Source organism: Leptothrix toolikensis (SeqCode) (genome assembly GCF_057922285.1).
The window spans coordinates 1-12022 of the sequence record NZ_JBYSVC010000074.1 but is presented as its reverse complement, the minus strand read 5'-3'; the positions used below and the strand labels follow the sequence as shown (position 1 = coordinate 12022).

Genomic DNA, 12022 nt, shown 5'->3' with positions numbered 1-12022 from the left:
CACCAAGTTACCCGTTTTGGTTTGCTTCATCACCCCAAGAGGCAAATCACCCAGCCAGATCACCTCATAGAGCGGACTGCCGTTCACGTCGTACTCGCCCAACAAATGATCGGCCTCGTCGTACACATAAAAAGCCACCCCGCTGTTGACCAGCGTGCCTATCTTGAAGGCCCTTTGCTCCAGCGCATTGAACCGATAAGTCGTCGTGCTGGTTGTCGTGCCTGCCGGCACGGTGGTCGTACTCACCCGGCCCCGGCCGCTATACACCGCTGTGACGCTCGTCCCACTGCTGAGCAAATTGCCCGCTGCGTCATAGCCCTGCACCTCCGTGCTGGTGCTGCCCGTCGAGCTGAGCTTTTGCACGCTGCTGAGCCGGTTGCTGCTGGGGCTCACTTGGTCGCTGTAGGCCATCCCGCTCACCGTCAAGGTCTTGCGGTTACCACTGGCGTCGTAGTCGTAGCCGTAACTGGTGGTGCCCTGCCAAGTGTTGATAAGTCGGCTCAAGCCGTCGTAGCTGAAGCCTTGGTCATAGCTGTTGAGCGCTGTGGTGCCTCGGGTATGGGTGTATGCGTTGATTCGGCCCGTGTCGTCATAGCCTACGGTGCGGGTCATCCCCGCCGCTAAACCTGTCCCAGCTGGGTTGCCGAGTGGATAGGTCTTGGGGCGGGCGTAGCTGTCCCACGTGCGGGCGTAGGTGGCTCCACTGGCCCACGTCCAGCTGGCCGGTTCGTTCCAAGCCGTGTAAGCCATGTTGCTCAGCAGCGGCAGCACTGTCGCACTGGTGCCCACACCGTTGGTGTTGACCGCATTGACCGTCACGCCGCTAACCCGCCCCGTAGCGTCGTAGATCCAGTTCAGCCGCGCCCCGCTGGGGTAGGTCAGATTTTCTAGCTTGGCCGCAGCCATCGAGCTGGGTACACCCCAGCCGTACTGCACGATGAAGGTTCGGCTCAAAGAAGCGTTGAGCACTTGGCTCTTGGTCTTGATGCGCCCAAGCACGTCATAGCTATAGGTCGTGGAGCCGCTCTCATCGCTCAAGCTGGTGAGTCTTCCCAAGCTGTTGGGCGGTTTGGGCAAGGTGGTGCCACCGTCCCAGATAAAACCGGAGCCCGTGCCAGTCGGATACACCACGCGGTAGAGCCGGTTGAGGGCGTCATAGCTGTAGGTCGTCGTCTTACCCCGGGCATCGGTGCGGCTGAGCCTGTTGCCCGCAGCGTCGTAGGTGGCCGAGGTGGTGCCCGTATCGGGGCTGACCCAGCTGGTGGTGTCGCCCAAACCGCTGCGCACGTAGCTGGTAGCGAGCAAGCGGGGGTCCGTCACCGTCTTGAGCTGATCCAAACCGTCCCAGTCTTGGCCTATCACCGGCCGCACCAAGCCCGAAGCCGGCACGGGCTGGGTGATCTTGCTGGGCCGTCCCAGGGTGTCGTAGACCACATCGGTGCTGGCCAAGAACGGGTCCAAGGTGGTCGTCAGCCTTCCAACCGCGTCATAGCCATACACCCAGCTCATCGGCCCCACCGCTGGCAAGGTCTGCGCGCTGACCGTGCCCGCCATAACCCACAACACAGTCGGCCCCAAAAGGGTGGAAGCGCGCTTCATGGCCGTACTCCCGTCAGCTTTTGCACGCGACCCAGAGCGTCGTAGCTTCGGCTGATGTTGCGCGCTAGAACCCCTTTGGGGTCTTTGAGCCTCTCCTCCGTGGGTTGGCCCATGTTGTTGGGGATGTACGTGACCGTGTTGCCGGCACTATCCACGATGTCCGTCAAGCGGTGGGCTGCGTCGTATTTGTAGGTGAGCGATGTGCCGTCGGAGAACATCACCCCTGTGCGCTGTCCCACAAGGTCATAGCTGTAGGTGGTGGTTTCTGCGCTATTCAGTGCCAAGGTAGTCGATACGCTTTCGACCCAGCCTCGCGGCTTGTAGGTGATGTTGGTCACAACCCCATTAGGGTCTGTGACCTGCAACACCCGCCCGGCCTTGTCGTACTGACCATACGTGGTCACGTGTCCAACGGCATTGGTAGCGGTTTGAAGATCACCCGCAGTGACACTTGCGGTGGTTGCCGCGTAATAGGCATACGTGGTGGTGTTGCCCCGGGGGTCTTTCTCGGTCAGGAGCTGACCATAAGCGTTGTAGGTGTAGTTACGCACCCGTGCCGTACCCGTAGCGACGGCCGTCCATCCCAAAGCGCCATTGGCATCGGTAGTGGCTTGCTCCACTTGTTTGCAAAGCACCAAGATGGGCTTGCCATCGGGCAGCAAGGCCGTGGCTGGAGCACAGCTCGCAACGGCATTACCAGCAGTCGGGTCGGGTTGGCCGTTATAGACCCACGTTGTGATCTTGAGCGGTTCAGCCTGTCGAGTCTCTATATTCCAATCGGGATGCCACTGTCGGTTGATTTTTCGACTACCCACCGGCAAAACAGCTCCAGAGCCCGTGACATTGGTACAAGCGGCGGTGTTGGTGAGCCCTTCAATCCGGGTTGTCTCGGTATTGCGAATCACATCGCTGACGATGCAGGTCCGATGCCCATTGAAGTCGTCCACGCTGCTGACATTACCGTTCGCGTCATAGGCGATGGCTTGGCTACTGGCATTGCATCCAGAACCCGCTGGCTGACTTTGACTGACCAAGCGGGGATAGCCATTGACCCAATTGAAAACCATATCTCGCGAGGTATTCAGCGGGTCTATGATGGTTACTGTACCGACGCCTTGACCTGGCACGGGACGTTGGTCGAAAAACGTGTATTTTTCAATGCCAACCCCATGTTCAGTAGATACCGCCTTGCCGTTTTTATAGGTAAACGTAGCAAAGCGATTACCGGCTTCATCGGCCATGCCAGTCAGAAGATTGGTGCGTTGCAAAACATTCGTATCCCAAGCGGCATAGGATGGTTCATCCCAGAAATAGCTCTTAATACTTCCATCTTGAAACGTGACTTGAATGGGTTTGAGCATTCTGGACCAAGGATTGGTCAGACCCGCATTTGTTGCCTCATGAACATACTTGATCGATTGACCGCTTGGATCGACAAACTCAGAAAGCTGCCCATTGGTATCGTATTTAAACTGCAAAGCTCGATTAAAGTTATCTGTTGCCGATACCAAATAACCAGCAGACGGAGTAATCCCTGCCATGGCTGCTGTCGAGTAGCTCAGCGTCACCTTACGGCCCGATGCCGTAGTGATGGATTGCAAGACGCCTTGAGCATCAAATAAATAGTATTTCTGCTCATCCAATCGACTCAACAACCAGCCCGAAGACAATGATAAGAGTCGATCCTTATTATATAGATTGGCTGGTATTGCCGTGGATGCATTCCAAGCAAAATCATACCTATCACCTGCTGGCGTCAGGAATGTTGCTTTTGTGATGTCAAGATTAATTTCAGTCACATAGGTAGGAAATGTGACATATTTTCCTTGAAGGCTATTCCACAACATACTGCCTGCTTTATAAGCCGAAGTTTCTGCCCCAAAGGTTGGCAGTATAAGGCCATATGTGAAATTACCATTAAATACACCGGATGTGCTGTCATACGTTCGAACAAAACTCAAAAGACCATGAATATCCTCAAAGTCAACGGCCTGCTCAAATTTGGATGAATTTCGAGCATCTATGGGGTTACCAAACTTGGTTGAGCAACTCAGGATCGTTGGGGTCGGTACCTCTTCAATTCTATCGCAGTGCGATTGTTGGTGATTGCTACTTAACCCAGCCTCAGTCTGCGGCACAAACATATACGGCGAGCCTTGGCTCACATCTGGACATGCGTACCCACCATTGGCAGCAGCTTCCACACCGCTGACAATTATGTTGCCATATATATCTTTAATTTCTATATTGGCACACCAGTTTATTGGGGTGCCCCACATATATATATTATCGTATGCAGGATACATGCTTCCCTTGGCGCACGGACCAATGCCAGATATGGTCGCAATACCAGGTAGCGCACCTGCTATTCTCCAATCTCTCCAAGAATTTGCTACAGATTGCGGATCATTTGTTATACCACTATCAGTAGTATAGTAAATAATTGGCTTGATACTTTTTGTGATTGTGACAGCTTGGCCCGATGAATCCAAAGGACACCAAAATACAGCCGATAGCATCAACCCAAGAAAATTATTTCCTCTACTAAATTTAATATTTTTCATGACACCCATTTATCCCTTAAATTATCTAGGCGGATCGTACACAGGCGTAAAAATCTCACAATGACAAACACCTTCAAACGAAGGTAAAGTTTGTTTTTATTGATTTAAATCAACTTTTTGATCCCCAGTTCATCAGCCCTTCGACCAGCTCAGGGCGAACGGATGGTTCGCCACTCCCCTCGCCCGCACCGGCGGGAGAGGGGCCGGGGGTGAGGGCCGCCCTCAACCTTCAGCGCGTCAGCGCCATGAACAACTCGGGCAGTTTCTCGGGCAGGCGGTCCACGCGGTCGATCACGGTGTATTGGTGGCCGAAGATGTCGCTGACGTAGGCGTCGGCTTGGGGGTCGAGGCTGATGCAGTAAGAAAAGATGCCTTCGGTGCCGAGTTCTTTGACGGCTTGGCGGGCGTCTTTGATGAGCATTTGCTCGTCGGGGCTGTCCACGTCGGCCGGTTGGCCGTCGGTGAGGATAAGCAGCAGCTTCTTGTCAGCCTTTTGCGCCCCAAGGTAATGCGCGGCGTGGCGCATCGCAGCGCCCATGCGGGTTGAGTAGCCCGCTTGCATCGCCGCCAAACGGGCTTTGACGTTGTCGTCCCAGGGCTCGGTCGCGCCCTTGATGTGCAAGTAGCGCACCTCGTGGCGGGTGTTGGAATGGAAACCCGCAATCGCCAGCGGGTCGCCCAAGCGGTCCACCGCCCAAGCCAGCAGCGCCACCGCTTCTTGGCTCAGCGCCAACAGGGTTTGCTCGCCGCCCACGGCGGTTTGGTTGAGCGATTCGGACAAATCGAGCAACAGCAGCACCGCAATGTCGCGCCCGTCGGTGCGGTGGCTCATGTTGATGCGCGGGTCGGGCGTGCTGCCGCCCTTGAAGTCGATCAGCGAGCGCAGCGCCACGTCCAAGTCCAGCTCCGAGCCGTCTTCTTGGAAGCGGATGCGGCGCTTGTCTTGGGGCTTGAGCAGATCGAGCAGCTTCTTCATGCGCCGCGCCAGCACGGCGTGCTTGTCGAGCAGGCGGTCGATGTCGGCGGCCGAGCCCTTGGGGTGCAGCACTTCAAAGACGCTGGCCCAGTCGGGGCGGTAGGTTTCGGTGAGGTAATCCCACTCGGGATAGAGCCGGGGCGGCAGGCCGGTGAGTTCTTGTCGCTGGGTGGTCGGCGGGGCGTCGAAGCTGCTTTCTTCGTCGCCTTCTTCGATGAAGCGCCAGAGATGGCGGTTGTCGTCGCGGTAGTCGATGACGGTGTCGTCGAAGAAGACCTCGGCGAACTGATCGCTCGGGCGGCGGGTGCGTGCCACGTAGCTCAGCGCCAGCTCAGCCATCACGGTGCTTGAAGCTTCACCCCCATCCGCACCTTGGGCCAACGCGACGTGAAAGCGCTCGACAAAGCTCAGCAGGGTCGCGTCTTGGTAGCCGTGCTCGGCGTCAAGCAGCGCGCGCGACAGCATCGCCAAGCGATGGCGCAAGCAGGACTTTTGCGCCGGATCACACGCGCCTTCGACCGGCTGGGGGTGCAGCGCCAAAAAGAGCCGGCGCAGGCCGGGGTAGGTGCGGCACAGCAGCGTGTCGATGCGGCTGTCTTCAAACATCTCGACCGCCATGCGCTGGAAGGGGCTCCAGTTGTCGGCGATCAGCGGCGTGGACCAACGGCGGTGGCCCATCATGTGCGCCAAGGTGGCGCGGTAACGCTCAATCCCCGTCAGGCCACGCTCGGCGTCGAGCACGTCGGGCAGCCGGAAACCCTGCGCGTCCCAATAGGGTTGCAACACCGCTTGGCCGGGGCGCGGCTCTTCCAGCCGCAAGGTCGAATAGGGAATCAACGGCTCGCTGTGGTCCCACAGCGCACGCAAGCCCAAGTCAAGGCTGCGGTCCACATCGACCAGCAAGGTGCCGTGGCGCTCGCGTTGCAGCACGGCGCGGCTGTCAGGCGATTGCAGGCGGAAGTACTCGACTTGGCGATCCGGGTGATGGCCGTGGTTGCGCACGCCGTAATCGACCCAGTTGCGCAAGCCCACCAAACTCAACCAACCGAGCAAGTTGGGCGCTTGGTGAAAAAACTCTGGCAAAGCCGGGCTGGGCTGGGTCTGGTGGAAACCGTGGATCGAGCCGGTGGTGCGGCGCATCAAGTCGAGCGCCAAGTCGAAATAGAGCTGCAACTGCGCAGCGGTGGGCAAGCGCCGAGCCACAGCCCCGAGGGTTTGGAGCAGCGGCGCGATGGCTTTGCCGTTGGGCGACTTTTGCAAGAGCTGCACCGTGGCCATCAGCGAGGGCAGCGCGCCCTCACCCACCTTGGTGGCCGCAGCAGGCCACTCTTCCAGAAAGACCAGCATCGGCTCGACACCGCGCCCGAGTTTGCCCAGCAGCTTGGCCGCGTCGAGGTAGGCGCTTTGGCCGGAGGGCGTGAGGCGGTTCTGGGCTTCGAGCCACAAGCCGGCAAACACCGGCTCGACGTTCTTGAAGCGGGTTTCGAGTCGGCCCAAGGCCTCAAGGCTGTCCATCGCGGTCACTCCCTCTTCTTCCGTGTTCAGCCGAGGATGGCGTCGATAGCGTGATCCAGCGTGGCGCGGATGTCCGCGTCGTCGGTGATCGGGCGCACCAAGGCCATGCGGCAAGCGTCGGCCGGGGCCACACCGCCTTGGATCAAGGTGGCGGCGTAAACCAGCAAGCGGGTCGAAATGCCTTCATCCAGACCGTGGCCTTTGAGGTTGCGAGCACTGTGACCGATGCGCACCAACTGGGCGGCGCGTCCTTCGTCAAGGCCGGTCTCCTGCACCAAGATGCTGGTTTCAAGCGCGGCGTCGGGGTAGTCGAAATCAAAGGCCACAAAGCGCTGCTTGGTGCTTTGCTTCAGATCCTTCATCAGCGACTGGTAGCCGGGGTTGTAGGAAATCACCAGCTGGAAATCAGGGTGCGCCTCAACCAGTTCGCCCTTTTTGTCGAGCGGCAGCACGCGGCGGTGGTCGGTCAGCGGGTGGATCACCACGGTGGTGTCTTGGCGCGCTTCGACCACTTCGTCGAGGTAGCAAATCGCACCGATGCGCGCCGCAGTGGTCAGCGGGCCGTCGAGCCAGCGGGTGCCGTTGGCGTCGAGCAGATAGCGCCCCACCAGATCAGAGGCCGTCATGTCCTCGTTGCACGCCACGGTGATCAGCGGCCGGTCCAGTTTCCAGGCCATCGCTTCGATAAAACGCGACTTGCCGCAGCCGGTCGGGCCTTTGACCATCACCGGCAGGCGGGCGCGGTAGGCCGCTTCAAACAGGGCCACTTCGTTGCCCTGGGGCTGATAGAAGGGCTCACGGCGAACCCGGTAGGCATCACGGTCGATCATGGCGAACTCACTGCATCAATATCCGATGGAAAAGCTCGGATTAAGACTTAAAAAAAGCCCCGCCGAGGCGGGGCCTTCACTGGGGCACGATTTACTTGTGGACGCCCAGCTTTTCACGCCAGCCCGGGAAGATCTTGTCAGCATCCCCAGGGAACGATTCGAAAGCACGGGCAAATTCCTTGTGCTCCTTGGCGTACTCGATCGGATCAGCACCCGACTTCCAGCACTCATACGACTGACGCAGCGAGATCGCGCCGGCAGCGGGTGAGTCGATGTGGCCGTAAGCGCCGCCGCCCGAGGTGTTGATCACGTTGCCGTGGCCAAGGTTTTCAAAGAAGCCCGGCAGACGCAGCGCGTTCATGCCGCCCGAGATGATCGGGGTGGTGGGCTTCATGCCGTACCACTTTTGGAAGTAGACCGGGCCTTGAGCTTCGTCACGCTCGATCATGTAGGCGATGTTCTTGTCATCGTTCTCGCCTTCCATCTTGCCGTAGCCCATGGTGCCCACGTGGATACCCGAAGCCCCTTGCAGGCGGGAGATCTTGGCCAGCACGAAGGCGGTGTAGCCGCGCTTAGCGCTGGGGCTGGTGATCATGCCGTGACCGGCGCGGTGGTAATGCAAGTACTGGTTCGGGTACTGACGACGGGCAGTGGTGATCATGCCGGGGCCACCCACAAAGCCATCGACCAAGAAGGCCAGCTTGTCAGCGTCCGGGCCGAAAGTTTCCAGCGCGTAATCAGCGCGGGCCAGCATTTCGTAGTGGTCGTCGGCCGTGATGTTCATCGAGAACAGCTTGGCTTGGCCGGTTTCGTCTTGAGCGCGCTTCATCGCGTCATAGACCAGCGGCAGCACCTTCTTCAACGGGCAGAAGACTTGGTTGCCTTGCGGCTCGTCGTTCTTGATGAAGTCGCCACCCAGCCAGAACTGGTAAGCCGCAGCCGCAAACGGCTCAGGGCGCAGACCGAGTTTGGGCTTGATGATGGTGCCGGCGATGTAGCCACCGTCCTTGACCGGGCGGCCCAAGACGCGCCACATGTCAGAGATGTCCTTGCTCGGGCCGTCAAACAGCTGGATGGCACGCTCAGGGAAATAGATATCGTGGATCTTGCCGTGCTCGATGTCGCCCATGCCTTGGTTATTGCCAATGATCAGCGTCAAGATAGACACCATCATCATGCGACCGTCGGTGACATTGCGGTCAAACAGGTCCATCGGGTAGGCGATCCGCATGTCTTCGGTCGCTTCGTCGATGTAATACACCAGCGCGTCCACACCCTTGGTGAAGTCGTCGGTGGTCGAAACTTCAACGTTGGTGCCCGTGGACGATTCAGCCGCGAAGTGCGCTGCCGCTTCCAGGTAGCCGTGACCGGCCTTGGGCTTCATCTTGTAAGCCACCAGGATGTGGCGACCACCCTGTATGAGATCTTGTTCATTCAGGCTAAGGTCGGCATAACGGCTGGACTGGTCCATGAGCGCTCCTAAATTGGTCTTGAGTAGGGACTGGGGGAAGCCGGTTTTTAATCGGTCTTCAGGGAACGGAACGGACTGTAGCCGCGCAATGACATAAGGTAAATTAACGAGTTCTAATGTCTGAGATAAGAATTTGTTTGGTTAAAAATCTTCCTCAGAAAGAACGATAGCCCCCCGGCACCGCCGCCAACAACGCCCGGGTGTAGGCCTCGCGGGGGGTGGCAAGGAGCGTTTCAGTGGGGGCGTGTTCGACCACCCGGCCGGCTTGCATCACCAAAATATCGTCGGCCATGAAGCGCACCACGGCCAAGTCGTGGCTGATAAAAAGGTAGGCCAAACCGCGTTCGGCTTGCAAGTCTTTGAGCAGATTGAGCACTTGCGCTTGCACCGAGACATCCAACGCCGACACCGCTTCGTCGAGCACCAAGACCTCGGGGTCGAGCGCCAAGGCGCGCGCAATGGCGATGCGCTGGCGCTGGCCGCCGGAGAACTCGTGCGCATAGCGCCCCAAGGCGCTGGCGTCCAAGCCGACGCGCACCAGCAAAGCCTCGGCCCGCGCTTGGCGCTCAGCCTCATCCGCGCCCAAGCTGTGCAGCCGCAGCGGCTCCATCAAGGTCTGGGCGATGCTGAAACGTGGATTGAGCGAGGCCAGCGGGTTCTGGAACACGATCTGCAAGCGCTTGCGCTGCGCCAACGCTACAGCCCGGGCGGCCCGGGTGGCCCAGGAGGCTTTGCGGGGCTCAAAGCGTTCGCCCCCAAGCCAGACGCTCCCGGCGCTGCGGCCCTGATCGCTGTGCAGCTGCAACAGGGCCAGCGCCAAGGTGCTCTTGCCCGAACCCGACTCACCCACCACGCCCAAGGTGCGGCCCGGCTGAAGGCCAAAACTCACCTCCTGCATCCCGCCCACCTCGACGCCACCCACGCTGTAGCGGTGGCTCAAAGCCCGCGCTTCAAGCAGCGGCGGGGCGGCCAAGGAGGTTGCTGGGGTCGCCAAAGGCAAGGGCGCGATGGACGCATGCGGAACAGGGGCAGTCTCCTCGTCGATGCTGCGCAGGCGCGCAGGCAAGGGGCCGTCGAGGCGCGGGCGGCAAGCCAACAAGGCGGCGGTGTAGGGGTCGGCGGGGGCGCTCAACACTTGAGCCACCCCGCCTTGCTCGCGGACTTGGCCGTGGCGCATCACCACCACCTCGTCGGCGATCTCGGCCACCAAGCCAAGGTCGTGGCTGATGAACAGCAGGCTCATGCCGTGACGCGCTTTCAGCCGCGCCAGCAGATCAAGGATTTGGCGCTGCACCGTCACGTCGAGCGCGGTGGTCGGCTCGTCGGCGATCAACAGCTTGGGCTCGCAGGCCAAGGCCATGGCGATCATGACGCGCTGCTGCTGACCGCCAGAGAGTTGATGCGGCCAAGCGTGCAGCCGCTGCTTGGGCTCCGACAAGCCCACCTCGGCCAACAAGTCGGCGGCGCGCGCCCACGCGGCGCGACGGCTCAGGCCCAAGTGCAGCTGCAACGGCTCGGCAAGCTGATCGCCGACGCACAGCACCGGATTGAGCGAGCCCATCGGGTCTTGAAAGACGCAGGCGATGGCACGACCGCGCAAGCCTTGAAGTTGCTTGGGCGTGGCCCGCAGCAAATCTTGGCCTTCAAACAAGATGCGTCCGCTGCGCTCGGCGTTGTCGGGCAGCAAGTTCAGGATCGACATGGCGGTGACGCTCTTGCCCGAGCCCGACTCGCCCACCAGCGCCACGGTGCGATGCGGCGCGATATCAAAGCTCACACCGCGCACGGCGTGGGTACGCTGCGTGCGGTCCAGCCGAAAGGCGACGTGCAGGTCGTGCAGGCTGAGCAACGGAGTGGTCATCTCATGCCTCCAAGCCGCGCAAACGCGGATCAAGGGCGTCACGCAGCGCGTCGGTCATGAGCGCAAAGGCGGTGACAAACAGCGCCATGAAGGCGGTCGCCGTCGCCAGCTGCCACCAGCAGCCCAGCATCAACTCGCTCTGAGCCTCGGCCAACAAGGTGCCCCAGCTCACTTGGTCGATGGCCACGCCCAGCCCGAGGTAGGACAGGATCACTTCGTACTTGATGAAGCCGACCACCAAGATCGACAACTGCACCAGCACACCATGGCTGACGTTGGGCAGGATGTGGCGCAGCATGCGCGCGCCCGGACTCACGCCGATGGCTTCGGCGGCCCGAACGTAATCGCGCCCGGCGTGCTTCATGAACTCGGCGCGCACCAAGCGGTACACGCCGGTCCAACCAGTCAAGCCCAAAATCACCACCACGCTGGTGATGCCCCGGCCCATCACCGCCGCGCAAGCCAGAATCAACAAGATGCCGGGGATGGCGGTGAAGACGTTGTAAAAGCCCTCCAACACATCCCCCACCCTGCCCCCCCAGAAACCGGCCAGCGCGCCCAAGGTGGTGCCGATCAGCGTGGCCAGCACGGCCGCCAACACACCCACCGTGACCGAGATGCGCGTGCCCTGCACCGCCTTGGCCCAGACATCGCGCCCCAGCCGATCCGCGCCAAAAGGCAAGGTGCTGGCCCGCACCATGGTTTGCACCCCGTCTTTGCCGACTTTTCCGTCTTGGGCGCGCCAGTAAGCCGTTCGCTCAGCCCAAGCGGCGTAGCGCGATGCCAGCGGGTCGATGGCGCTCAAATCAAGCACCGGCCCGCTGGGGGCCGCCAAGATGGGGGCCATTGCGGGCGCGGGGCCGATCCAGTCGGGCGGGGCATAGGGGAGCGCGCGCTCGCGCTGCCAATCCGCCGCCACCCAGCCCCATGCCGTCAGAAAAATCAGCCCGCCAAACAGCAGCACCACCGCCAGCGCCACCAGCCCCACCCGGTCTTGGCGATAGCGCTGCCACGCCAAAGCCCACACCCCACGGCCACCGTTCATGTCACCTTGCCTCATCGCAACACCACCCGGGGGTCGATGAGCCGGTAGAGCACGTCGGTCAGTAGGTTGATGCCCATGGTCAGCAGCGCCAGATAAACCGTCACCGCTTGGATGACCGGATAGTCGCTGCGGTTCACCGCCAGCAGCACTTCACGGCCCAA

General features: G+C 60.4%; 7 protein-coding genes and 1 pseudogene. All 8 read right to left on the bottom strand.

From position 1 onward, the window contains the following. Positions 1 to 1599, bottom strand: a pseudogene (locus tag AC3VI7_RS10315) (type IV secretion protein Rhs); the annotation flags it as partial. Continuing rightward, entirely contained in the window at positions 1596 to 4163 is a 2568-nt protein-coding gene (locus AC3VI7_RS10310) for an RHS repeat domain-containing protein (protein ID WP_489668007.1), read from the bottom strand. The gene AC3VI7_RS10310 and the pseudogene AC3VI7_RS10315, both read right to left, overlap by 4 nt. A gap of 229 nt (positions 4164 to 4392) precedes the next feature. Further along, complete coding sequence (locus AC3VI7_RS10305) at positions 4393 to 6654, bottom strand: nitric oxide reductase activation protein NorD (protein WP_489668008.1); 2262 nt, start codon at positions 6652 to 6654, stop codon at positions 4393 to 4395. 26 nt (positions 6655 to 6680) lie between these two features. Further along, entirely contained in the window at positions 6681 to 7484 is an 804-nt protein-coding gene (locus AC3VI7_RS10300; protein ID WP_489668009.1) for a CbbQ/NirQ/NorQ/GpvN family protein, read from the bottom strand. A gap of 91 nt (positions 7485 to 7575) precedes the next feature. Then, the gene (locus tag AC3VI7_RS10295) at positions 7576 to 8955 is read right to left on the bottom strand and encodes a ribulose-bisphosphate carboxylase (RefSeq protein ID WP_489668010.1); all 1380 of its coding nucleotides are present in this window, start codon (positions 8953 to 8955) and stop codon (positions 7576 to 7578) included. A 154-nt stretch (positions 8956 to 9109) separates the two neighbouring features. Then, positions 9110 to 10816: an ABC transporter ATP-binding protein gene (locus AC3VI7_RS10290; RefSeq protein ID WP_489668011.1), complete on the bottom strand. Its 1707-nt coding sequence runs from the start codon at positions 10814 to 10816 to the stop codon at positions 9110 to 9112. A 1-nt stretch (position 10817) separates the two neighbouring features. Further along, positions 10818 to 11876: an ABC transporter permease gene (locus tag AC3VI7_RS10285; protein ID WP_489671498.1), complete on the bottom strand. Its 1059-nt coding sequence runs from the start codon at positions 11874 to 11876 to the stop codon at positions 10818 to 10820. Beyond that, positions 11873 to 12022 (bottom strand): ABC transporter permease subunit (locus AC3VI7_RS10280; RefSeq protein ID WP_489671499.1); only part of this gene is annotated, 150 nt, incomplete at its 5' end. The genes AC3VI7_RS10280 and AC3VI7_RS10285, both read right to left, overlap by 4 nt.

Coding starts and splice junctions, on each gene's coding strand:
- AC3VI7_RS10310 (WP_489668007.1), bottom strand. CDS start 4,163: ATGAAAAATATTAAATTTAGTAGAGGAAATAATTTTCTTGGGTTGATG.
- AC3VI7_RS10305 (WP_489668008.1), bottom strand. CDS start 6,654: ATGGACAGCCTTGAGGCCTTGGGCCGACTCGAAACCCGCTTCAAGAAC.
- AC3VI7_RS10300 (WP_489668009.1), bottom strand. CDS start 7,484: ATGATCGACCGTGATGCCTACCGGGTTCGCCGTGAGCCCTTCTATCAG.
- AC3VI7_RS10295 (WP_489668010.1), bottom strand. CDS start 8,955: ATGGACCAGTCCAGCCGTTATGCCGACCTTAGCCTGAATGAACAAGAT.
- AC3VI7_RS10290 (WP_489668011.1), bottom strand. CDS start 10,816: ATGACCACTCCGTTGCTCAGCCTGCACGACCTGCACGTCGCCTTTCGG.
- AC3VI7_RS10285 (WP_489671498.1), bottom strand. CDS start 11,876: ATGAGGCAAGGTGACATGAACGGTGGCCGTGGGGTGTGGGCTTTGGCG.